At 61.8% G+C, this 22,714-nt stretch carries 20 protein-coding genes; 15 read left to right on the top strand and 5 right to left on the bottom strand.

The window, feature by feature from the left end; translation table 11 throughout:
- Positions 1-114 precede the first annotated feature (114 nt).
- The 4 genes from JOZ06_RS20560 to JOZ06_RS20545 form a co-directional block, all read right to left on the bottom strand.
- Positions 115-747, bottom strand: a complete 633-nt coding sequence (locus JOZ06_RS20560; RefSeq protein ID WP_293235926.1) for a MarC family protein — start codon at positions 745-747, stop codon at positions 115-117.
- Between the two features lie 65 nt (positions 748-812).
- Positions 813-1,940, bottom strand: a complete 1,128-nt coding sequence (dapE, locus tag JOZ06_RS20555; protein WP_293235924.1) for a succinyl-diaminopimelate desuccinylase — start codon at positions 1,938-1,940, stop codon at positions 813-815.
- Positions 1,937-2,287, bottom strand: coding sequence for an ArsC family reductase (locus tag JOZ06_RS20550; protein ID WP_293235922.1), 351 nt, complete (start codon positions 2,285-2,287; stop codon positions 1,937-1,939). The genes dapE and JOZ06_RS20550 overlap by 4 nt, the downstream gene beginning before the upstream one ends.
- A gap of 144 nt (positions 2,288-2,431) precedes the next feature.
- Positions 2,432-4,114: a long-chain-fatty-acid--CoA ligase gene (locus tag JOZ06_RS20545; RefSeq protein WP_293235920.1), complete on the bottom strand. Its 1,683-nt coding sequence runs from the start codon at positions 4,112-4,114 to the stop codon at positions 2,432-2,434.
- A 277-nt stretch (positions 4,115-4,391) separates the two neighbouring features.
- Here JOZ06_RS20545 and rimP point away from each other — a divergent pair, with 277 nt between their 5' ends.
- The 15 genes from rimP (at position 4,392) to JOZ06_RS20470 (ending at position 22,425) form a co-directional block, all read left to right on the top strand.
- Positions 4,392-4,817, top strand: coding sequence for a ribosome maturation factor RimP (rimP, locus tag JOZ06_RS20540; protein ID WP_293235918.1), 426 nt, complete (start codon positions 4,392-4,394; stop codon positions 4,815-4,817).
- Between the two features lie 53 nt (positions 4,818-4,870).
- Positions 4,871-6,346, top strand: coding sequence for a transcription termination factor NusA (gene nusA / locus JOZ06_RS20535; protein WP_293235916.1), 1,476 nt, complete (start codon positions 4,871-4,873; stop codon positions 6,344-6,346).
- Between the two features lie 42 nt (positions 6,347-6,388).
- Positions 6,389-9,226 (top strand): translation initiation factor IF-2, encoded by a 2,838-nt coding sequence (infB, locus tag JOZ06_RS20530; protein ID WP_293235914.1) that lies wholly within the window; start codon positions 6,389-6,391, stop codon positions 9,224-9,226.
- 129 nt (positions 9,227-9,355) lie between these two features.
- Positions 9,356-9,748, top strand: a complete 393-nt coding sequence (gene rbfA, locus JOZ06_RS20525) for a 30S ribosome-binding factor RbfA (RefSeq protein ID WP_293235912.1) — start codon at positions 9,356-9,358, stop codon at positions 9,746-9,748.
- Entirely contained in the window at positions 9,745-10,656 is a 912-nt protein-coding gene (gene truB / locus JOZ06_RS20520) for a tRNA pseudouridine(55) synthase TruB (protein ID WP_293235910.1), read from the top strand. Before rbfA ends, truB begins: the two co-directional genes overlap by 4 nt.
- A 124-nt stretch (positions 10,657-10,780) precedes the next feature.
- A complete protein-coding gene (rpsO, locus tag JOZ06_RS20515) occupies positions 10,781-11,050 on the top strand; it encodes a 30S ribosomal protein S15 (protein WP_293235908.1) in 270 nt (89 codons plus the stop codon).
- 207 nt (positions 11,051-11,257) lie between these two features.
- Positions 11,258-13,405 (top strand): polyribonucleotide nucleotidyltransferase, encoded by a 2,148-nt coding sequence (pnp, locus tag JOZ06_RS20510; RefSeq protein ID WP_293235906.1) that lies wholly within the window; start codon positions 11,258-11,260, stop codon positions 13,403-13,405.
- Positions 13,406-13,612: 207 nt separating this feature from the next.
- On the top strand, positions 13,613-14,818 hold the full coding sequence (locus tag JOZ06_RS20505; RefSeq protein WP_293235904.1) for an aspartate aminotransferase family protein: 1,206 nt from the start codon (positions 13,613-13,615) through the stop codon (positions 14,816-14,818).
- 11 nt (positions 14,819-14,829) lie between these two features.
- Positions 14,830-15,852, top strand: a complete 1,023-nt coding sequence (aruF, locus tag JOZ06_RS20500) for an arginine/ornithine succinyltransferase subunit alpha (RefSeq protein ID WP_293235902.1) — start codon at positions 14,830-14,832, stop codon at positions 15,850-15,852.
- 17 nt (positions 15,853-15,869) lie between these two features.
- Positions 15,870-16,910, top strand: coding sequence for an arginine N-succinyltransferase (gene astA / locus JOZ06_RS20495; RefSeq protein ID WP_293235900.1), 1,041 nt, complete (start codon positions 15,870-15,872; stop codon positions 16,908-16,910).
- Between the two features lie 620 nt (positions 16,911-17,530).
- Complete coding sequence (locus tag JOZ06_RS20490) at positions 17,531-18,460, top strand: branched-chain amino acid ABC transporter permease (RefSeq protein ID WP_293235898.1); 930 nt, start codon at positions 17,531-17,533, stop codon at positions 18,458-18,460.
- Positions 18,461-18,473: 13 nt separating this feature from the next.
- The gene (locus JOZ06_RS20485) at positions 18,474-19,562 is read left to right on the top strand and encodes an ABC transporter ATP-binding protein (RefSeq protein WP_293235896.1); all 1,089 of its coding nucleotides are present in this window, start codon (positions 18,474-18,476) and stop codon (positions 19,560-19,562) included.
- 3 nt (positions 19,563-19,565) lie between these two features.
- On the top strand, positions 19,566-20,336 hold the full coding sequence (locus JOZ06_RS20480) for an ABC transporter ATP-binding protein (RefSeq protein ID WP_293235894.1): 771 nt from the start codon (positions 19,566-19,568) through the stop codon (positions 20,334-20,336).
- Positions 20,333-21,043, top strand: a complete 711-nt coding sequence (locus JOZ06_RS20475) for an ABC transporter ATP-binding protein (protein WP_293235892.1) — start codon at positions 20,333-20,335, stop codon at positions 21,041-21,043. Before JOZ06_RS20480 ends, JOZ06_RS20475 begins: the two co-directional genes overlap by 4 nt.
- Before the next feature lie 179 nt (positions 21,044-21,222).
- Positions 21,223-22,425 carry an ISL3 family transposase gene (locus JOZ06_RS20470; protein WP_293235890.1) on the top strand — a complete coding sequence of 401 codons (1,203 nt, stop codon included), beginning with the start codon at positions 21,223-21,225 and terminating at the stop codon, positions 22,423-22,425.
- A 69-nt stretch (positions 22,426-22,494) separates the two neighbouring features.
- On the opposite strand, the gene JOZ06_RS20465 is transcribed toward JOZ06_RS20470, so the two are convergent.
- On the bottom strand, positions 22,495-22,714 hold a 220-nt coding region (locus JOZ06_RS20465; protein WP_293235888.1), incomplete at its 5' end, for a BON domain-containing protein.

Genomic DNA, 22,714 nt, shown 5'->3' with positions numbered 1-22,714 from the left:
ATCCGCCCAGGTTTTGTAGCGTGCATTCGCCGCAGGCAATGCACGGCTTGCGCGGGCATTGGGGCCGTGCGTTGCTTCGCGAACGCACGCTACCCAACCGTGAAAGGTGTTCCGTTAGTGACCGCCGAGGTGGGGGAATAGCCGGTAGAGGCCGTCGACCATGATCTCCACCGACAACGCGGCGAGCAGCATGCCCATGACACGGTTGACGATGTTGATGCCGGTTTTGCCCAGCACGCGGCTGATCGGCGTGGCCATGTTGAGCGCGCCGTAGCAGACGATGGCCACCATGACGCCGCTGATGATGATCTTGAGCACGTCGAGCCAAGTGTGCGCGGTGGTGGCGTAAATGATGACCGTCGAGATGGCGCCCGGGCCGGACATCAATGGAATCGCCAACGGCACGACGGCGATGTTGGCCTTGGACTCGGCTTCGCTGCGCTCTTCGTCGGTGGTTTTGGTAGGCGTCGGCTGGGCGTTCATCATGGCCAGCGCGATCATCAGCACCAACAGCCCGCCCGCCACTTGGAACGAGCCGATGCTGATACCGAGGAAGCTCAACAGGCCTTGACCGACCAGCGAGAATAGGCAAACGACGGCGGCGATGGTGATCGAGGCCAGCTTGGCGATCTTCTTGCGCTCAGCCTGACTGCTGTGCGGGGTCAGGCCGATGAAGATCGGCACCGCCGAAAGCGGGTTGATCAGCACCAACAGTGCCATGAAGATTTTGCTGACTTCGAGTTCCATGCCGTCTTTCTGTCGAATAAATCGGCCGTTTTCGATTAAAAATGACGGCCGCGCAAGATGATACCTTAAATCAGCAGGTTTTCCAGCGTATTAAAGTAGACTTGCGTCAAAGGATGGATATCTTGTAGCGCGATTCGCTCATTTAACTTATGGATTGTGGCGTTGACGGGTCCGAATTCGATCAGCTCGCGCGCGATGCGTTTGATGAAACGCCCGTCCGAGGTGCCGCCCGTGGTCGATAGCTCGGTTTCGATGCCGCACACGTCTCGAATGGCTTGGCCGACCGCCGCGGTCAATTTGCCGGGCTCGGTCAGAAACGGGTTGCCGGACAGCGTCCAGACTAAGTCGTAGTCCAGCCCGTGCCGGTCGAGGATGGCGTGTACCGTGTCCTTGAGCGAGTCGGCAGTGTGCTCGGTCGAGAAGCGGAAATTAAAACGCAGCTCGGCCGTGCCGGGAATGACGTTGCCCGCGCCGGTGCCCGCGTTGAGGTTGGAAGCCTGCCACGACGTCGGCGGGAAGTGGGCGTTGCCGCGATCCCACACGTGCTCGGCGAGTTCGGCCAGCGCCGGCGCTAGGAGATGGATAGGATTTTTTGCCAAGTGCGGGTAGGCAATATGTCCCTGTTGCCCCTTGATGGTTAGCGTGCCCGACAGCGAGCCGCGACGGCCGTTCTTGATGGTGTCGCCCAGGCGGTCGACCGAGGTCGGCTCGCCGACGATGCAGTAATCGATGGTTTCGCCGCGCGCGGCCAACTGCTCGACCACGCGTACCGTGCCATCCACCGCGTCGCCTTCCTCATCCGACGTGATGAGAAGGGCGATACTGCCTGGGTGGTCGGGGTGCCGGGCGACGAATGCTTCGATGGCGCAGACGAAGGCCGCCAGCGACGTCTTCATATCGGCCGCGCCGCGGCCATACAGGTAGCCGGCGCGCTCCGTCGGCTCGAACGGCGGACTGTCCCAGCCTTCGAGCGGGCCGGTCGGCACCACGTCGGTGTGGCCGGCGAAACAGAGCACCGGACCGGCGGCGCCGCGGCGCGCCCAAAAATTGTCGACGTCGCCATGGCGCATGCGCTCGACGCTGAAGCCGACCGCCTCCAGCCGGGCGATCATCAGCGCTTGGCAGCCTGCGTCGTCCGGCGTGCCGGAAGGACGGCGCATCAGCGCCTCTGCGAGGGAGCGGGTGTCGTTCATTGGCCGAATACCTCGCCGTAGCGCGCTTCATCGTAACCGAGCACGGTGTGTTCTGCCTGTTCGATCACCGGGCGTTTAATCAGCGAGGGATGGGCCTGCATCAGCGCGATGGCGCCGGACGGCGTATCGGCGCCGGCGCGTTGGCTATCGGACAGCGCGCGCCAGGTGGTGCCTTTGCGATTCAGTACCCGCTCCATGCCGCAGGCGTCGATCCAACGCGTGAGGCGCGCCCCGTCAATACCTTGCTTCTTGAAGTCGTGAAACTGGTAGGCGATGCCTTGCGCGTCGAGCCAAGCGCGCGCTTTCTTGACGCTGCTGCAATTGGGGATGCCGTAAACGATGGTCATGAGCGTGGGGGTAGTGGTGGATCCAAAGTAGGAATATTAGCATTAGCGCCGCGGCGAAACATGATTTTGGGCCCGTCCGGGCGGGATTGCATAAATCCCCGTCCGGGCGGGCCCATCAAGGCGCGCGGGCGCGACGCCCAATGATCAGGCGGCGACCTTGGCGGTTTCCTGATCGCGCAAGGCGCGGCGCAGGATTTTGCCGACGTTGGTCTTCGGCAACTCGGTGCGGAACTCGATATGGCGCGGCACCTTGTAGCCGGTCAGATTGTGGCGGCAGTATTCCTTGACGCTGTCTTCGTTCAATTGCGGGTCTTTGCGCACCACGAAAATCTTGACCGCTTCGCCGGAATGTTCGTCCGGCACGCCGATGCAGGCTACCTCCAGCACGCCCGGCATGGCGGCGACCACGTCCTCGATCTCGTTCGGGTAAACGTTGAAGCCGGATACCAGGATCATGTCCTTTTTGCGATCGACGAGCTTGATGAAGCCTTCCTGCGTCATCACCGCCATGTCGCCGGTGGCCAGGAAGCCGTCGGGACCGATGACCTTGGCCGTTTCGTCCGGCCGGTTCCAATAGCCCTTCATCACCTGCGGTCCGCGGATGCACAGTTCGCCCGATTGCCCCAGCGGCACCTCGTTGCCGTCGGTGTCGCGGATCGAGATCTCGGTCGACGGCACCGGCAGACCGATGGTGCCGTTATATTCGGGGATGTCGAGCGGGTTGATGCATGCCGCCGGCGACGTCTCCGTCAGACCGTAGGCTTCCGCCAGCGTGACGCCGGTCACTTGCTTCCATTTGTCCGCCACGGCTTTCTGTACCGCCATGCCGCCGCCTAGCGCCAGGCGCCAGGTGGAAAAATCCACGCTGGCGAAGTCGGGGTGGTGCAGCAGCGCGTTAAACAGCGTGTTGACGCCGGTCATGGCGGTGATCTTGTATTTCTTGATTTCCTTGATGAAGCCCGGAATGTCGCGCGGGTTGGTGATCATCACGTTGAGCGCGCCCACTTCGGTGAACACCATCAAGTTGGCCGTCAGCGAGAAGATGTGATAGAGCGGCAGGGCGGTGATGATGACCTCCTGGCCCTCGCGCACCACCGGTTTGACCCACTCGCCGGCTTGCAGCATGTTGGCGATGATGTTGCTGTGCAGCAGCATCGCGCCCTTGGCCACGCCGGTGGTGCCGCCGGTGTACTGCAGGAAGGCGATGTCGTCGTGACCGATGTCGACCGGCTCAAGCGGTCGTCGGCGACCTTGCGCCAGCGCGTCGTTAAAGCCGACCGCGCCCGGAATGCGCCAGGGCGGCACCATTTTCTTGACCTTGCGCACCACGAAATTGACGAGCTGCGCGCGCGGGAAGCCGAGCAAGTCGCCCACGGCGGTCACGATCACGTGCTTGACCTGGGTGCGCGGCAGCACTTCTTCCAGCACATTGGCGAAGTTTTCCAGAATGACGATGGTGTCGACGCCGGCATCGTTGAGCTGATGTTCCAGTTCGCGCGGCGTGTAGAGCGGGTTGACGTTGACGACCGTGAGGCCGGCGCGCAGCGCGCCGAAAACGGCGATCGGGTATTGCAGCAAGTTCGGCATCATGATGGCGATGCGCGAACCTTTAGGAAGTGTGAGCTGGTGTTGCAGGTAGGACGCGAAGTCCGCGCTCAACCGGTCGAGATCGCCATAACTGAGAATCTTGTCCATGTTGGCGATGGCGGGACGATCGCGGAATTTCTGCACTGCGCGCTCAAAAACGTCGACGATCGATTTAAAGGTGTTGGTGTCGATCTCGTGCGCGACCCCCGACTGGTAATTTTTCAACCAGATTTTGTCCATCGTAAGCCTCTCCTCGTGCTTCGAGCGCGCACGGGCACACACTGGCGAACTAGCGGGCTGGCGTCGTCTCGGCGTTGTTTGCGTATTATGTTTTATGAATGTGATTATGACATTTGCGCTGTTAATTTACATAAGTGATTTTCAGGCGTCAAAATCGGCGTCCCTGGAGGGCGGCTTGTCCGCCGGCGCGCGAGTTTTCTTTTTTGCCGGAATACGTTACAATCCCAGCGTTTAGGGATGGGCGTTTCGCCCATTTTTTATTTGTGTGGGAAAAGCAATGGATGTGCGTTTGCTGCTTGAAAACACGTTGCCGGGGTTAGGCTACGAATTAGTGGACTTCGAACTGACGCCGGGCGGTGGTCTGCGGGTATTTATCGACAAACCCGGAGGCATCACCGTCGAGGATTGCGTCACGGTCAGCAATCACCTGACCCGGCTGTTCATGGTCGAGGAGGTCGACTATGACCGGCTTGAGGTTTCATCCCCGGGGCTGGATCGTCCGCTCAAGAAAGAGGCGGATTACGTGCGCTTCGCCGGGATGCTTGCCAAGATCAAGACGCGTATGCCCATCGAGCAGCAAAAGAAGTTTACGGGCCGACTGGCCGGTTTCGAGGATGGTTGCGTGAAACTGGAAGTCGAAGGCCGCGTCGTGGACATCCCGTTCGCCAATATCGACAAGGCCAGGCTGGAGCCTGAGTTCTGATAGGAACTGGACGGCCTCGGGGCCACGGAAAAGACAAGAATTCGGAGGATTGCATGAGTCGCGAGATTTTGTTGCTGGTGGATGCGCTGGCGAGCGAGAAGAACGTTAGCAAGGACGTGGTGTTTTCCGCGCTGGAGTCGGCCTTGGCTTCGGCGACCAAGAAGAAGTTTTCGGATGACGAAATCGACGTGCGCGTCGAAATCGATCGTCATACCGGTCAACACCAGTCTTTCCGCCGCTGGACGGTGGTGGAGGACGATCTGCTCGAGTTCGAAAGCCGCGAGATCCCGTTCTCCGAGGCGCACGAACGCGGTGCGGACCTGGAGGTCGGCTCGGTGATCGAAGAGCCGATGGAAGCCGTCGAATTCGGCCGCATCGGCGCTCAAACCGCCAAGCAGGTCATTTTGCAGAAAATCCGCGACGCTGAGCGCGAGCAGCTGTTGAATGACTTCCTGCAGCGGCGCGAACACCTGGTGAGCGGTACCGTCAAACGCATCGAGCGCGGTAATGCCATTATCGAATGCGGCAAGCTGGAAGCCGTGCTGCCGCGCGAGCAGATGATTCCGAAGGAAAACCTGCGCGTCGGCGATCGCGTCAAGGCCTATTTGCTGCGCATCGACCGCCTTGGCCGTGGCCCGCAGCTGGTGCTGTCGCGTACCGCACGCGAGTTTCTGATCAAGCTGTTCGAGCTGGAAGTGCCGGAAATCGACGAGGGCCTGCTGGAGATCAAGGAAGCCGCCCGCGACCCGGGCATGCGCGCCAAGATCGCCGTCAAGGCCAACGATCCGCGCATCGATCCGCAAGGCACCTGCATCGGCATGCGCGGCTCGCGCGTGCAATCGGTGACGCAGGAACTGGCCGGCGAACGCATCGACATCGTGCTGTGGGCGCCGGAGCCGGCGCAGTTCGTGATCAACGCGCTGTCGCCCGCCGAGGTTAACCGCATTCTGATCGATGAAGACAACCACGCGATGGATGTGGTGGTGGAAGAGGACCAGCTGGCCCTCGCCATCGGCCGCAGCGGCCAGAACGTACGCCTGGCCGCCGAGCTGACGGGTTGGTATCTGAACATCATGACGGTGGCCGAGGCCGAAGAGAAACACTTGGAGGAGGACGCAGCGTTGCGCGAACTCTTCGTCAAGAATCTCGGCGTGGACGACGACACCGCCATGGTTCTGGTGCAAGAAGGGTTTGCCACCCTGGAAGAAGTGGCCTATGTGCCGATTGCCGAAATGCTGGAGATCGACGGCTTTGACGAAACGCTTGTCAACGATCTCAGAAGCCGTGCCCGCGACGCCCTGTTGAATCAGGCCATCGCCTCGGAAGAGAAGGCCGAATCCGGCCTGGTCGGCCTACAGGATTTCGAAGGGCTGAGCGCAGAGTATCTGCAGAAGCTGGCCGACAATGGCGTGAACACCCGCGACGATCTTGCTGACCTTGCCGTGGATGATCTCGTAGACATGACTGGCATGGAAGCTGAGGCCGCGCGCGCCATCATCATGAAGGCGCGCGAACACTGGTTCGAGTAAGTGTCCGGCTTCAGTGAGCAACCGACGAATTTGGGAAAACGCATGGTATTGACGAATGTAAAGCAATTTGCCAGTGAACTGGGTCTGACCCCCGAACGCCTGCAGGAACAACTGCGCGCCGCCGGTGTGGGCGACCGTTCGCTGGACGCCTCCCTCTCGGAGAAAGACAAAACGCAGTTGCTGGATTATCTCAAGCGCTCCCATGGTGTGCGCGACGAAAGCCGCATCACGGTGACCCGCAAGCAGACCAGCGAGATTCGCACCGCGGGAGGCACGGTCAAGGTCGAAACGCGCAAGAAGCGTGTCGTGGTTCGCCCGGAAGAGGCCGTTGAACCGGCTGCGCCGGTCGCGGCGGCGGTAAAGGAAGCGCCGAAGCCGGAACCGAAACCCGAGCCTAAGCCTGAGCCGAAACCGGAACCTAAGCCGGAACCGAAACCCGAGCCGAAGCCGGAACCGAAGCCTGAGCCCAAGCCTGAGCCTGCTGCGCCTGTGGCCAAGCCGACCCCCGCGCCCAAGGCCGAGGCGCCGGCTGAACCCGTGCGCGCCGCGCGCCCGGTGCCGGCATCGATTCTGTCGCCGGAAGAAATCGCCGCGCGCGAAGCCGAAGAGAAGCGTCAAGTCGCCTTCCGCGAACGCCAGGCCGCGTTGATGAAAGAGAAAATCGATCGCGAGGAACGCCGCGCCGCCGCCGCGCGTCAGGCGCAGCAGGCGAGCGCCGCGCCGGCGCCGCGCCCGGCTGCTGCCGAAGGCACGGGATCGGCGCCTGAAGCGCGCCGTCCGGATGGCGCCCGCCCGGCTCGTCCGGCGGGGCAACCGTCGCAAGGCGGCCCGCGTCCCGGCAACGGTCCGCGTACTGGCGCGCCGCGTCCGGCAGGGGCGGGTCCCCGCCCGGGCGGCGCCGCGCCCGCGCCCTCCACTCAGCCTGCCAACCCGAGCGCCGGTCCGCGTTCTGGCGACAAGAAGGGCGTCGCCGGCAAGAAAGACCGCTGGGAAGACAACAAGAACAAGGGCCGTGGCCTGAAGGTGCGTGGCGGCGACGCCAGCAACGACTGGAAGTCGAAGAAGGGTGGCCGCAACAAGCATCATGGTCAGCACGCCTTCCAGGCGCCGACCGAGCCGATCGTGCACGAAGTGCTGGTGCCGGAAACCATTTCGGTTGCCGATCTGGCGCACCGTATGGCGGTGAAGGCCGCCGAGGTGATCAAGGTGCTGATGAAGATGGGCATGATGGTGACCATCAACCAGGTGCTGGATCAGGAAACCGCATTGATCGTGGTCGAGGAAATGGGCCACATCGGCAAGGCCGCGCAGGCGGACGATCCGGAAGCCTTCCTGGAAGTGACCGAAGGCACCGCCGTCGAGGTTACGCGTCTGCCGCGTCCGCCGGTGGTGACCGTCATGGGTCACGTCGACCACGGCAAGACCTCGCTGCTCGACTACATTCGCCGCGCCAAGGTGGCGGCGGGCGAGGCGGGCGGCATTACCCAGCATATCGGCGCTTATCACGTGGAAACTTCGCGAGGCGTGATTACCTTCCTCGATACCCCGGGTCACGAGGCGTTTACCGCCATGCGTGCCCGCGGTGCCAAAGCCACCGACATCGTGGTGCTGGTGGTGGCGGCCGACGACGGTGTGATGCCGCAGACCATCGAAGCCATTCACCATGCCAAGGCGGCCGGCGTGCCGATCGTTGTGGCGGTGAACAAGATCGATAAGCAAGGCGCCAACCCCGAGCGCATCCGCCAGGAACTGGTGGCGCAGGAAGTGGTGCCGGAAGATTGGGGCGGCGATACCCAATTCGTCGAAGTGTCCGCCAAGCAGGGCATCAACATCGACCAGTTGCTGGAAGCCATCCTGTTGCAAGCGGAGGTGCTGGAACTGACCTCGCCGAAGGATGCGCCGGCCAAGGGCGTGATCGTCGAGGCTCGCCTCGACAAGGGCCGCGGTCCGGTTGCGACCTTCCTGGTGCAGTCGGGCACCCTGAAGAAGGGCGACATTCTGCTGGCCGGCACGGCGTTTGGCCGCGTGCGCGCCATGATCGACGAAGGCGGCAAGCACATCGATGAGGCGGGTCCGTCGATTCCGGTCGAGATCCTCGGTTTGTCCGACGTGCCGTCCGCCGGCGAAGACGCCATGGTGTTGGCCGACGAAAAGAAGGCGCGCGAAATCGCGCTGTTCCGTCAGGGCAAGTTCCGCGATGTGCGTTTGGCCAAGCAGCAGGCCGCGAAGCTGGAGAATATGTTTGCCCAGATGGCCGAAGGCGAGGTCAGCACCTTGTCTCTGATCATCAAGGCCGACGTGCAGGGTTCGTACGAAGCGCTGGCGCAAAGCCTGCAAAAGCTGTCCACCGACGAAGTGCGCGTCAATATTCTGCACTCCGGCGTGGGTGGCATCACCGAATCGGATATCAACTTGGCGATCGCTTCCAAGGCTATCGTCATCGGCTTCAACACCCGCTCCGACGCCGCGGCGCGCAAGCTGGCCGAAGCCGAGGGTGTCGACATCCGCTACTACAGCATCATTTACGATGCGGTGGACGAGGTGAAGGCCGCGCTGTCCGGCATGCTGTCGCCGGAGAAGAAGGAACAGGTGCTGGGTACCGCCGAGATCCGTCAGGTGATCAACGTGTCCAAGGTCGGCAACATTGCCGGCTGCATGGTGACCGACGGCATGATCAAGCGCCACGCGCAGTTCCGCGTGATCCGCGACAACGTGGTCGTTCATTCGGGCGAACTCGACTCGCTGCGCCGCTTCAAGGATGACGTCAAGGAAGTCAAGCAAGGCTACGAATGCGGCCTGATGCTGAAGAACTTCAACGACATCCGCGAAGGCGACGTGCTCGAAGCGTTCGAGATCATCGAGGTGGCGCGTACGCTGTAACGCGGCGACATGGGACGAAGGGCCGGGGCAGCGTCTCGGCCCCTCGCCGATTTCCGGCCCGTCTGGCATTCGTTGGACGGGCTTTTCAATGGGTTCGCCGAACCGGTTGAGATAACCAGGAGCATAAAGATGCCCAAAGCCAAACGAGGTTTTGCCCGCGCCGACCGCGTGGCCGACCAGATCCAGCGCGAATTGGCCGAGCTGCTGCAAAAGGGTCTGAAGGACCCGCGCGCCGGTTGGATCACGCTGACCGGCGTCGAGGTGACCCGCGATTACTCGCAGGCCAAAATTTACTATACGGTGATGGATGAGAAGACGCGCGAGGTGACCGCCGAGGCGCTGCAGCATGCAGCCGGCTATCTGCGCGGCGAACTCGGCCGTCGCCTGTCGATCTTCACCACGCCGCAACTGCAATTCGTCTATGACGAATCGGTCGAGCGTGGCGTGCGCATGAGCCATTTGATCGACGAAGTCATCGAGCAGGATCGCGATGTGACCCGCGACGAAGGCGGGAGCGAATGACGCAGGTTCGCCGCGTGAAGCGCCCGGTGGATGGCGTGCTGTTGCTCGACAAGCCCTACGATGTCAGCAGCAACGGCGCGTTGCAGAAGGCGCGCGGGCTGTTTCAGGCCGCCAAGGCCGGCCATACCGGCGTGCTCGATCCACTGGCGACCGGGCTGCTGCCGGTCTGCTTCGGCGAGGCCACCAAGTTTTCCGCCTATCTGTTGGACGCCGACAAGGCCTATCGCGCCACTGTGCACTTCGGCCGTACCACCACCACCGGCGACATCGAAGGGGAGGTCTTGCGCGAGCGACCGATCGCCTTCGACCGCGCCGCGCTCGAGGCGGCACTTGCCGCCATGGTGGGGGAGATCGAGCAGGTGCCGCCGATGTACTCCGCGCTCAAGCATCAGGGCAAAGCATTGTATGAGTACGCGCGCGCGGGCGTGGAGATCGAGCGCGCGCCTCGCCGCGTCACGATTTACGCGTTGACGCTGCAATCGTTCGATGGTGTCGAGGCGGTGGTCGACGTACTCTGCAGTAAAGGCACCTACGTGCGCACGCTGGCCGAGGATCTGGGCGAGGCGTTGGGCGCCGGCGCCCATCTGACCGGCTTGCGTCGCACCGCCAGCGCCGGTTTTTCGCTGGATGCCGCCGTGACGCTCGAGCAGATCGAGGCGCTTGATCTCGCCGGCCGCGACGCGCTGCTGTTGGCGCCTGACGTGTTGGTGCAACATTTACCGGCCGTTTCGCTCGACGACGAGCAGTCCCGGCGCTTTTCTCATGGGCAGGCCGTGCGTATTGACGAAAAGTGTGAGACAATGCTGCGCTTCCGGGTTTACCGACAGGAAAGCCGGAAATTTCTCGGTTTGGCCGAGGCGCTTGACGGCGCCGTATTACAACCGGTCAGACTGATGGCGGCGACTTGAAACGCCGCCTAGGAGCCCGGGTTCGCCCGGGTTCGTGTACGGAGCATGGATGGGGTTGCGGTTCGCCGTGGCTCGCCTTGCTTGTCGGGCACAATGCCCCCATTGATTCTGGAGTTTTATTGCTATGGCAATGACCGCTGAACAAAAAGCCGCGATCGTTAAAGATTACCAGCTGAAGGAAGGCGACACCGGTTCGTCCGCTGTCCAAGTCGCCCTTCTGACCGCTCGCATCAACGATCTGACCCCGCACTTCAAGGCCAACACCAAGGACCACCACAGCCGTCGTGGTCTGTTGAAGATGGTCAGCCGCCGTCGCCGCTTGCTGGATTACCTCAAGGGCACTGACGCGGATGCCTATCGCGCCCTGATTGCCCGTCTGGGTCTGCGCAAGTAATTGGCAGCTAAGGAAAAAGTCGCAGCGGGTCTGCGACTTTTTTCTACCTGTCGCCGGCGTCGTTACACCGTCCGGCGGAACGTACGATCGAGCAATGTATAAAGCAACGGGGGGAGCCTCTAGTCATGACAGTCGAGGCGGCTGTTATCACTAGGGGTTCCCGTTGCGCCAAAGCGTTCCGCGCGGCGTTAACCTAAAGGAACTCTCGTGTTCAAGAAAATCGAAAAAACCTTTCAGCTGGGCAATCAAACCTACAAGCTGGAAACCGGCGAGGTCGCTCGCCAGGCCTCCGGCGCCGTTATCGTGTCGGTGGATGAAACCGTGGTGATGGTGTCCGCGGTGGGTTCCAAGTCGGTCAAGCCGGGTCAGGACTTCTTCCCGCTGACCGTCGACTACCTCGAACGTACCTACGCCGCCGGCAAGATCCCGGGCGGCTTCTTCAAGCGCGAAGGCAAGCAGTCCGAGAAGGAAGTGCTGACCAGCCGCCTGATCGACCGCCCGATCCGCCCGCTGTTCCCGGAAGGTTTCTACCACGACGTGCAAATCGTCGCGACCGTGCTGTCGCTCAACCCGGAAGTCGATTCCGACATCCCGGCCATGATCGGCGCCTCCGCTGCGCTGGCGATCTCCGGCCTGCCGTTTAACGGCCCGATCGGCGCCGTGCGCGTCGGTTACGCCGACGGTCAGTACCTGCTCAATCCGACCCGCACCGAGCTGCAAGGCTCGCAGATGGATCTGGTCGTTGCCGGTACCGAACGCGCCGTGCTGATGGTCGAGTCCGAAGCCCGCGAGCTGCCCGAAGCCGTGATGCTGGGCGCTGTGGTGTTCGGTCATGAACAAATGCAGACCGCCATCCGCGCGATCAACGAGTTCGCCGACGAAGTCAATCCGGTCCTGTGGGACTGGCAGCCGGCGGCGCACGACGAAGCGCTGATCGCCCAGATCCGCGGCATCGCCGGCGAACAAATCGCCGCTGCTTTCCGTCTGCGTCAGAAGCAAGCGCGCACCCTGGCGCTGGATGAAGCTTGGACCGCCGTCAAGGGCGCGCTGATCACCGAAGAAACCGACACGCTCAAGGCCAACGAGATCAAGGGCATCTTCAAGAGCCTGGAAGCCGAAATCGTCCGCGGTCAGATCCTGGCGGGCGAGCCGCGCATCGACGGTCGCGATACTCGCACCGTGCGTCCGATCGCCATCAAGACCGGCGTACTGCCGCGTACCCACGGCTCGGCGCTGTTCACCCGCGGCGAAACGCAAGCGCTGGTGGTGACCACGCTCGGCACCAAGCAAGACGAACAGATCATCGACGCGCTGGCCGGCGAATACACCGAGCGCTTCATGCTGCACTACAACTTCCCGCCGTACTCCACCGGCGAAGCCGGCCGTATGGGCCCGCCCAAGCGCCGCGAAATCGGCCACGGTCGCCTGGCCAAGCGCGCGCTGGTCGCCGTGCTGCCGCCGGAAGCCGACTTCGGCTATTCGATGCGCGTGGTATCCGAGATCACCGAATCCAATGGCTCCTCGTCGATGGCTTCGGTCTGCGGCGGCTGCCTGTCGCTGCTGTCCGCCGGTGTGCCGCTGTCGGCGCACGTGGCCGGCATCGCCATGGGGCTGATTCTGGAAGGCAACCGTTTCGCCGTGCTGACCGACATCCTGGGTGACGAAGATCACCTGGGCGACATGGACTTCAAAGTGGCCGGCACCGCCACTGGCGTCACCGCGCTGCAGATGGACATCAAGATTCAGGGCATCACCAAGGAAATCATGCAAGTGGCGCTGGATCAGGCCAAGGAAGGCCGCATGCACATCCTGGGTCTGATGAAGGAAGCCGTCGGCGGCGTGCAAGAGCTGTCGACCTACGCGCCGCGCCTGTTCACCATGAAGATCAACCCGGACAAGATCCGCGAAGTGATTGGCAAGGGTGGCGAAACCATCCGCTCCATCACCAAGGATACCGGCACCGAGATCAATATCGAGGAAGACGGCACCATCACCATCGCCTCGGTGACTCAAGAAGGCGCTGATGCCGCCCGCCGCCGCATCGAGGAAATCACCGTCGAAGTCGAAGTGGGCAAGACCTACGAAGGCACCGTGGTCAAGATTCTCGACAACAACGTCGGCGCCATCGTTTCTATCCTGCCGGGCAAGGACGGCTTGGTGCATATCTCGCAAATCGCGCACGAACGCATCAAGAACGTTTCCGACTACCTGAAGGAAGGCCAAGTGGTGCGCGTCAAGGCAATCGAGATGGACGACCGCGGCCGCATCCGCCTGTCGATCAAGGCGCTGTTGGAAGAGGAATCGAAGACCGCGCGCGATACCGCCGATGCCTTCGGTTTGAAGACTGCCGAATAAAAGCTGGCCTGATACGTTTTATCGAACGCCACGAGCGAGTGCTCGTGGCGTTTTTTCATGATGGACATCCGACTTCATCAGCATCCCTTATCCATTCGGGGTTAGAATAGCCCGTTATGGCCGCGATGCCGGCCGCTTAACCCCAGGAGCCAGGAGCGCTTCGGCGCGACACCTCGATAACAACATTCGCTACCAAAGGATGAACTCATGAACAAAGCCGTATCCCGCGCCACCTTCGATCAGGTGATGGTCCAGACCTATAGCCCCGCCGGATTCATTCCGGTGCGAGGGGCCGGATCGCGCGTGTGGGATCAGGACGGCCGCGAGTTCATCGATTTTGCCGGCGGTATCGCGGTCAACGCGCTGGGGCACTGTCATCCCGAACTGCAGGCGGCGCTGGCCGAGCAGGCAGGCAAGCTCTGGCACGTCTCCAACGTGTTTACCAACGAGCCGGTGCTGCGCTTGGCAAGCTTGTTGACCGAGCTGACGTTTGCCGACCGGGCCTTCTTCTGCAACTCGGGCGCCGAAGCCAACGAGGCGGCGCTGAAGCTGGCGCGCAAGGTGGCGCGCGACCGTTTCGGCCTGGACAAGCACCGCATCGTCGCTTGCGCCAACAGTTTTCACGGCCGCACGCTCTTCACCGTCTCGGTGGGCGGCCAGGCCAAATACAGCCAGGATTTCGCGCCGTTGCCGGCCGCGATCGCGCACGTGCCGTACAACGACATTACCGCGCTGGAGCGCATGGTCGACGATCATACCTGCGCGGTGATCATCGAGCCGATCCAGGGCGAGGGCGGGGTGGTCGCGGCCGATCCTGCTTACCTGGCGCGCGCGCGCGCGCTTTGCGACCAGCACGGCGCGCTGTTGATTTTCGATGAGGTGCAGACCGGCGTCGGCCGCACCGGCTCGCTCTATGCCTACATGCAGACCGGTGTGGTGCCGGATATCCTGACCTCGGCCAAGTCGCTGGGAGGCGGTTTCCCGATTGGCGCCATGCTGACCACCAACGCCATCGCCGAGCACTTCACCCCTGGCACCCATGGCACCACCTATGGCGGCAACCCGCTGGCATCGGCAGTGGCTTTGCGGGTGCTGGAAATCGTCAGCCGGCCCGAGGTGCTGGCGGGCGTCGGCACGCGCCATGCGCGCTTCGTGGCGGGTTTGACCGCCTTGGGCGACAAATACGGGATATTCAAGGATATCCGCGGCAAGGGATTGTTGCTGGGCTGCGAGCTGCAAGGCAAATTGGAGGGCGCGGCGCGCGACGTATTGCTCGCGGCGGAGGCCGAGGGGCTGATGGTGCTGCAGGCCGGACCCGGCGTCGTGCGTTTGGCGCCGGCGCTGGTGATCGAAGACCAGGATATCGACGAAGGGTTGGCGCGCCTCGACCGCGCGCTGGCCCGCATCGCTTGAGGAGCGACTTCATGCTTACCGTGCGTCCCGTCCGCACCGCCGATCTGCCGGCCATCGAACGATTGGCCTACGACAGCGGGATCGGCGTTACCAGCCTGCCGGCCGATCGCGACCGGCTGTTCGAGCGCATTCAGCGCTCGAATTCCTCGTTCGAACACGAGGCCACCGCCGGCGCCGGCTACGAATACTACGATTTTGTGCTGTGTGACGATGGCGTCGTCGTCGGCACCGCGGCGGTTGCCGCGGCAGCCGGTTTCGACGAGCCGTTTTACAGTTATCGCAACGAGATTTTCGTGCATGCTTCGCGCACGCTGCGGGTGCATAACCGGGTTCACGTGCTCAACCTGTGCCACGACCTGACCGGCATGGTGCAGCTGTGCGGCTTCTACGTCGACCCGACCCACCGTCAGCTCGGCGCCGAATTGCTATCGCGCGCGCGGCTGATGTTTATTGCCGGGCAGCGGCTGCGTTTCGGCAAACGCATCATTGCCGAAATGCAGGGGCTGCATGACGAGCAAGGGCAATCGCCGTTCTGGAACGCCATCGGCCGCATCTTTTTCGACATGGATTTTCCTCAGGTCGAACAGGCGTTTATCTCGCACAGCAAGTCGTTCATCGCCGAGCTGATGCCCAACTACCCGATTTATGTGCCGCTCCTGCCCGACGAGGCGCAGGATGCGATCAGCCAGGTGCACCCCGACTCCGAGCGCACCTGCCAGATCCTGATGCGCGAAGGCTTCGAGACCGACGAATACATCGATATCTTCGATGGCGGCGCGGTGCTGACCGCCGATATCGACCGGCTCTACACGCTGCAGCATTCTCGCCTCTACCGGGTCGAGGTGGTCGCCGCATTGCCGGGCGACGCCAAGCCGCGGCTCATGGCCAACGAGCGCTGCGCCAAATACGTGGCGACGCTGGCCGACAGCGTGCTCGCCGCCGATGGCTGCGTGCAAATCGGAACCGAGGCGGCCGAGGCCTTGGGGGTGACCGCCGGTGCCTGGATCAGGGCGACGGACCTGCAGCTTGGCTGAACAGAGAGACAATCATCATGATGATCATCCGCCCCATCGAACGTAACGACCTCGCGCGCTTCATGGCGCTTGCCGAGGTTGCCGGCGTGGGCATGACCTCGCTGCCGGCCGACGAGGAATGGCTGGCCGAACGTATCGACCGCTCGGTCAAATCGTTTGCCGGCGAGCTGCCGCAAATCGAGCAAGGCTTCATTTTCGTACTGGAAGACACCGAGCACGACCGCATTGCCGGCACCTGCGCGATGGAAGCCGCCGTGGGGCTGAAAACCCCCTGGTACAACTATCGCATCGGTACGGTGGTGCATGCCTCGGAGGAGTTGGGCGTCTACAAGCGCCACGATGCGCTATTCCTGTCCAATGACCATACCGGCTTCACCGAGCTGTGCAGCCTGTTCATGCATCCCGATTACCGCGCTCATCGCGTCGGCTCGCTGCTGTCCAAAAGCCGGCTGCTGTTTTTGGCGCAGTTTCCCGACCTGTTCAGCGACATCGTTGTGGCCGAGTTGCGCGGGGTGTCGGATGAGGCGGGGCAATCGCCGTTCTGGGAGGGCCTGGGCCGGCACTTCTTCTCGATGGACTTTTCCCGCGCCGATACGATGACCGGGCTGGGCGAAAAGACTTTCGTCGCCGAGCTGATGCCCAAGCACCCGATCTATATCGAACTGTTGCCCGAGGCGGCGCAAGCGGTGATTCGCGAGCCGCATCCCGATACCAAGCCGGCGCTGAAGATGTTGAATGCGGAAGGCTTCCGCTGCGAGGGCTATGTCGATATTTTCGACGGCGGCCCAACGGTGCAGGCGTATGCGCGAGAAATCCGCGCCGTGCGCGAGAGCCGCTTGAGCCCGGTGCGGGTGGTGCCGGCGGCGAGCGGGGAGGGCGAACGTCTATTGGTGTGCAATACCGCCTTCGCTGATTTTCGTGTCATCGTGGCGTATCGCGCGCCCGGCGAGCAGGACGTGGCTTTGTCGGCCGAGCAGGCGGCCGCGCTTGGCGTGGCCGAGGGCGACAAGGTGCGCTGTGTGCCGTTGTCGCCGACCAGACGGCCGGGCGCGGAATGATGCGGTGATGCGCCTATGTGTTTTGCATGGATCGCTTTGTGGCGACTTGACCATGCTTCAGTCATAAATGTTGTGGATGAAGACCGTGCCGTATGGCGCGGTCTTTTACTTTGTACCGCTGTATTTTGTATACAAGCGAATCTTTGCTGTGCCTTATAGCGCGGGGTGCTTTCAATTGTGAACATTGATAGCACGAAATTGCGGGAAGCCAGCAAGAAATTGTTCATTTGGCAACAAAACGCGGCTATTTTTCACTGGCGAAAAAGGCTTCATATCGCCCCTTTCTGATATACAAATCTCCAGATCGTATACGGTTTTTGTTGTTAAAAAATTCAATAAATTCAACAAATTACAGAAATTAAAAATACTTGCGAAAAATGTGCCGTTTCATCAATTGTTAAGATTGACAGTTTATTGAACCCGCAAGCATAATCCGAACAACTGTCGGACAGAACACAATAAACGACAGCACGCGGTTCCGGCGACAGCACGCCGCCGCGACGCGGGTCGGGCCAACGGGAAAATGAGCCTGCCGCGCGCCGCCAAGCATGCGCCGCCGCCGGAGGATGGGGCACAAGCCCGTCTGCCGCTAGGATAAATAGAACAAGGAGATCTCCCCCGTGGACATTTTTCTGCAACAGATCCTCAATGGGCTGGTGCTGGGCAGTATTTACGCACTCATCGCCCTCGGCTACACCATGGTGTACGGGATTATGGGTCTCATCAACTTCGCCCACGGCGAAGTGGTGATGCTCGGCGCCATGGTGACCATCACCATCGTCAACGCGCTGGTCAATGCCGGCGTTTCCCTGCCTGGGCCGGTTATTTTGGCCATCGGTTTATTCGTCGCCATACCGGCGTGCATGCTGGTGGGCTTCACCATCGAGCGCATCGCCTACCGGCCGCTTCGGGGCGCGCCACGGCTCGCGCCGCTGATTACCGCCATCGGTTTGTCGATCAGCTTGCAGCAGATCGCCATTCTGATTTGGGGCCGCAACTACATTCCGTTCCCGCCGATCCTCAACCAGGATGTCGTCACTTTCTTCGGCGCCAGCATCACCAAACTACAGATCTTCATCATCGTGCTGTGCTTGCTGATCATGACGGGGCTGCTGGTCATGGTGGAAAAGACCAAGCTGGGCCGCGCCATGCGCGCCACCAGCCAAAACCCGTCGGTGGCGAGCCTGATGGGGGTCAACGTCAATAGCATCATCTCGGCGACCTTCGTCATCGGTTCCGGGCTTGGCGCCGTGGCTGGGGTGATGGTGGCCACCAACTACGACCAGGCGCACTATTACATGGGCTACCTGATCGGCATGAAGGCCTTCACCGCCGCGGTGCTGGGCGGCATCGGCAACCTCGGCGGCGCCGTGCTCGGCGGCATCCTGCTCGGCATCATCGAGAGCCTGGGCGCCGGCTACATCGGCGATTTGACCGGTGGCTTCCTCGGCAGCAATTACCAGGACGTGTTCGCCTTCGTGGTGTTGATCCTGGTGCTGATTTTCCGACCCAGCGGCTTGCTGGGCGAAAAACTGGCCGACCGCGCCTGATCGGGAGAACAACATGACCACGAATACTTCGACGCGCGGCAAGATGGCCCTCTTTATCGGCTGCGCCGTGTTGATGGCGGTCGCGCCGTTCGTCATCGGCAGTGTGCTCGGCAACTCCTGGGTGCGCATTGTCGATTTCGCCTTGCTCTACATCATGCTGGCGCTGGGGCTCAACATCGTCGTCGGCTTCGCCGGCCTGCTCGATATGGGGTATATCGCCTTCTACGCCGTTGGCGCATACACCTACGCCCTGTTGAGCTCGCCGCAGTTCGGCCTCCACCTGCCGTTCTACGTCACCATTCCGCTCGGCGCGATCTGCGCCGCGTGCTTCGGCCTGTTGCTCGGCACCCCGGTGCTGCGGCTGAAGGGCGACTATCTGGCGATCGTGACGCTGGGGTTCGGCGAGATCATCCGCATCTTCATGAACAACCTGAATCAGCCGATCAACATCACCAACGGCCCGCAAGGCGTCAACCTGATCGACCCGATTCATCTGGGCGACGTAACGCTCGGCAAGACGATGCAAATCGGTTCCCTGAACCTGCCGGTGGTGTACCTGCACTACTATCTGTTCCTGATCCTGTCGGTGCTGGTGGTGATCCTGGCCTCGCGCCTGCAGCATTCCCGCATCGGCCGCGCCTGGGTGGCGCTGCGCGAGGATGACATCGCCGCGGCCTCGATGGGCATCAACATCCGCAACATCAAACTATTGGCCTTCGCCCTGGGGGCGCTCTCCGGCGGCGTCGCCGGCGGTTTGTTCGCCTCGTTCCAGGGCTTCATCTCGCCGGAATCGTTCGGCTTGATGGAGTCGATCATGATTCTGGCCATGGTGGTGCTGGGCGGTATGGGGCACATCCCCGGCGTGGTGTTGGGCGCCGTGGTGTTGACCGTCGCGCCGGAAATCCTGCGCGATACCATCGGGCCGTTGCAAATGAATACCTTCGGACGCATGATCGTCGACCCGGAAAACGCCCGCCAGCTGCTGTTCGGCTTGGCGCTGGTGGTGATGATGCTGGTACGTCCGGCCGGGATGTGGCCGTCCAAGCGGCGCGCACTCGAGTTTTCCGATGCCAAGGCCAAGGCCCGGGCGCAGAAAGGGTAAATCATGGCAGACGCATTGCTGAAAATCGAAGGCATCAACAAACGCTTCGGCGGCCTGCAAGCCTTGTCCGCCGTCAGCCTGGAGATCCCGCGCGGATCGATCTACGGCCTGATCGGCCCCAACGGGGCCGGCAAGACCACGCTGTTTAACGTGCTGACCGGGCTTTACATGCCGGACGAGGGCACCTTCACCTTCGACGGGCAAGACCTGTTCCGCGCCAAGCCGCACAAAGTCGTGGCCGCCGGCATCGCCCGCACGTTCCAGAACATCCGTTTGTTCTCGGAGATGACCGCGCTGGAGAACGTGATGGTCGGCCGGCACATCAAGAGCCGCGCCGGTGCCTTGGGCGCCGTCTTGCGCGATCCGCGCACCCGTGCTGAAGAAGCCGCGATCCGCGACAAGGCGTGGGAGCTGCTGGAGTACGTCGGCATCACCGATGTCGCCGGCGAATTGGCGCGCAACCTGTCCTATGGCCACCAGCGCCGGCTGGAGATCGCCCGCGCGCTGGCCACCGAGCCGAAGCTGTTGGCGCTCGACGAGCCGGCCGCCGGCATGAACCCGCGCGAAACCGACGACCTGCGCCAGCTGATGGCCAAGGTGCGCGACGGCGGCGTGACCATTCTCTTGATCGAACACGACGTCAAACTGGTCATGGGCTTGTGCGACCGCATTGCGGTGCTCGACTATGGCAAACGTATCGCTGAGGGCGTGCCGGACGCGGTGCGCAAAGACCCGAAGGTCATCGAGGCCTACTTGGGAGTGGCACACGAATGAGTCTCCTCGACGTTAAAAACCTGCAAGTGGCTTACGGCGGCATTCAAGCCGTCAAGGGCATCGACTTCCACATCGACCAGGGCGAACTGGTCACGCTGATCGGCGCCAACGGCGCCGGCAAGACCACGACGCTCAAGACGCTGGTCGGCATGGTGAAGAAAGCCAGCGGCGCCATCTCGTTCGACGGCCAGGACACCGCCGGCATCCACTCGCACGACTTCGTGCGCCGAGGTCTGGTCATGGTGCCGGAAGGCCGCGGCATCTTCGCCAAGCTGACCGTGGAAGAGAACCTGCTGATGGGCGCCTATGCGCGCGACGACAAGGCGCAGATCCAGGTCGAACTGGCGCGTATCTACGAGCTGTTTCCACGGCTGAAGGAACGTTTCAAGCAGTTGGCCGGCACCTTGTCCGGCGGCGAGCAACAGATGGTGGCCATGGGGCGCGCGATGCTGTCGCGTCCGAAGCTGTTGCTGTTGGACGAACCGTCGATGGGTCTGGCGCCGATCATCGTGCAGAAGATTTTCGAAATCATCCGGATGGTGGCCGCCGAGGGTGTCACCATGTTGCTGGTGGAGCAAAACGCGCGTCTGGCGCTGGAAGTGAGTCAGCGCGGCTACGTCATGGAGAGCGGCAAGATCACGCTGGGCGGCAACGCGCGCGAATTGCTCGACGACGAACGCGTCCGCAACGCCTACCTCGGCGAGTAAGCAAGGCAGTCGCAATGAGCGCAACGTTCAGCCCCGCCGTCCTGATGCATCAGGCCGTCGGGGCTTTTTTATGGTTCTTCACGGATTAGAGGGGAACCGAAGCAGATATAGACGTGAGAACGGCGGTGAATCGGTAAACTGTTTGTGCGACCAAACCGTTACCAATCACCGCCGTTCTCATGTGCCATGATATTTGCCGTCTTCCGTTTTGGGAAGGCTTTCAAGTGACCGACCACCAGCTCGATGAGCACCATCTCCATCTGACGCTGGTTCCGTCTACTGCCAAGCCAGTGTGCTCTGGCTGTTTGCAACCAACGACTCGAGTGCATGACACACAATGGCGATCGTTGCGTGATCTGCCGATTCTCGGGCGACAGGTCTGGCTACGAACCAAAGTGCGGCGTGTTGATTGCACTTCGTGCGGTCGCCGACGGGAGTTGATCCGCTGGGCCGATCAATATGCACGGCTGACTCGTCGCTTGACCGACGCAGTGGCCAAGGCCTGTCACAAGATGCCGGTTCAGCATGTGGCCGAACTGTTTGGCCTGCACTGGGAAACCGTCAGGCAACAGGATAAGCGTCGGCTGCAAGCGGTGATCGGTACGCTGCCACCGGCCTTGCCTCAACGGTTGGTCATGGACGAATTTGCACTTCACAAAGGGCATCGCTACGCCACAGTGATCATGGATGCTGACTCGCGGCGCGTGCTCTGGGTATGCGAAGGACGTAGTCGGGTGGCGATTCGATCATTCTTTGATTGGTTAGGGCCTGAGCGCTGTAGGGCGATTGAAGCGGTAGCCATGGACATGAATACCGCGTTCGACCTGGAAGTGCGCAAACAGTGTCCCAATGCACGCGTGGTCTACGACTTGTTCCACGTGATAGCCAAGTTTGGCCGAGAAGTGATCGACCGCGTCCGCGTAGATGAGGCTAACCGACTGCGCCATGACCGGCCCGCGCGGAGAATCATCAAACAGGCACGATGGCTATTATTGCGCAACTCAGAGAATTTGAAGGGGCAAGAACAACGGGTCAGTCTGCAGGAGCTACTGGCCGCGAACCAGGCATTGATGACGGTTTATGTCATGAAGTCGAGCCTGAAAGCGATCTGGTCAGCGTCTTCTGCCTGGGCTTGGCGTCGCGCATGGAGTGATTGGATGCGGCAGGCAAAGGAAAGTGGCATCGAACCCTTGATGCGCTTTGCCAAACGCTTAGCCCCCTATTGGCGCGGAGTACTCAGCCGCGTTCGATGGCCGATGCACACCGGGCAACTGGAAGGGATCAACAACCGAATCAAAGTGATGAAGCGCATGGCTTACGGCTACCGGGACAGTGACTATTTCTTCCTAAAGATCAAAGCCACCTTCCCCGGTAATCCGTGAAGAACCAAAAAAAACGCCCGCCGGGGGAGTGGCGGGCCCAAGGTAGAGACCAAACTCAAAACACAGGCATTAGCTGGCAGATAATTTAATTTCCGATTTCACCTCCTTTACGCCGTAAACGGCATTGGCTGTATCCAAAAGTTGATTTTCGACCTGTTGGCTGGCGGCCTGGCCGCGCAGGATGATCCGGCCATCGCGCGCCACGACGTCGACGTCGGCGGCGCCGCTGGCGATGATGCCGGAGATGGCATCGGTAACTTGCCGCGCCAGCGTGTCATCGGCGGCCGAG

It is taken from the genome of Paludibacterium sp. (assembly GCF_019232825.1).
In the GTDB taxonomy this organism is placed as follows: domain Bacteria; phylum Pseudomonadota; class Gammaproteobacteria; order Burkholderiales; family Chromobacteriaceae; genus Paludibacterium.
This window is presented reverse-complemented; position numbering and strand designations above follow the sequence as displayed.

Bases quoted from the DNA above. Each gene is read 5' to 3' on its own strand.
- JOZ06_RS20560 (WP_293235926.1), bottom strand. From the start codon at position 747: ATGGAACTCGAAGTCAGCAAAATCTTCATGGCACTGTTGGTGCTGATC.
- dapE (WP_293235924.1), bottom strand. From the start codon at position 1,940: ATGAACGACACCCGCTCCCTCGCAGAGGCGCTGATGCGCCGTCCTTCC.
- JOZ06_RS20550 (WP_293235922.1), bottom strand. From the start codon at position 2,287: ATGACCATCGTTTACGGCATCCCCAATTGCAGCAGCGTCAAGAAAGCG.
- JOZ06_RS20545 (WP_293235920.1), bottom strand. From the start codon at position 4,114: ATGGACAAAATCTGGTTGAAAAATTACCAGTCGGGGGTCGCGCACGAG.
- rimP (WP_293235918.1), top strand. From the start codon at position 4,392: ATGGATGTGCGTTTGCTGCTTGAAAACACGTTGCCGGGGTTAGGCTAC.
- nusA (WP_293235916.1), top strand. From the start codon at position 4,871: ATGAGTCGCGAGATTTTGTTGCTGGTGGATGCGCTGGCGAGCGAGAAG.
- infB (WP_293235914.1), top strand. From the start codon at position 6,389: ATGGTATTGACGAATGTAAAGCAATTTGCCAGTGAACTGGGTCTGACC.
- rbfA (WP_293235912.1), top strand. From the start codon at position 9,356: ATGCCCAAAGCCAAACGAGGTTTTGCCCGCGCCGACCGCGTGGCCGAC.
- truB (WP_293235910.1), top strand. From the start codon at position 9,745: ATGACGCAGGTTCGCCGCGTGAAGCGCCCGGTGGATGGCGTGCTGTTG.
- rpsO (WP_293235908.1), top strand. From the start codon at position 10,781: ATGGCAATGACCGCTGAACAAAAAGCCGCGATCGTTAAAGATTACCAG.
- JOZ06_RS20505 (WP_293235904.1), top strand. From the start codon at position 13,613: ATGAACAAAGCCGTATCCCGCGCCACCTTCGATCAGGTGATGGTCCAG.
- aruF (WP_293235902.1), top strand. From the start codon at position 14,830: ATGCTTACCGTGCGTCCCGTCCGCACCGCCGATCTGCCGGCCATCGAA.
- astA (WP_293235900.1), top strand. From the start codon at position 15,870: ATGATGATCATCCGCCCCATCGAACGTAACGACCTCGCGCGCTTCATG.
- JOZ06_RS20485 (WP_293235896.1), top strand. From the start codon at position 18,474: ATGACCACGAATACTTCGACGCGCGGCAAGATGGCCCTCTTTATCGGC.
- JOZ06_RS20480 (WP_293235894.1), top strand. From the start codon at position 19,566: ATGGCAGACGCATTGCTGAAAATCGAAGGCATCAACAAACGCTTCGGC.
- JOZ06_RS20475 (WP_293235892.1), top strand. From the start codon at position 20,333: ATGAGTCTCCTCGACGTTAAAAACCTGCAAGTGGCTTACGGCGGCATT.
- JOZ06_RS20470 (WP_293235890.1), top strand. From the start codon at position 21,223: ATGTGCCATGATATTTGCCGTCTTCCGTTTTGGGAAGGCTTTCAAGTG.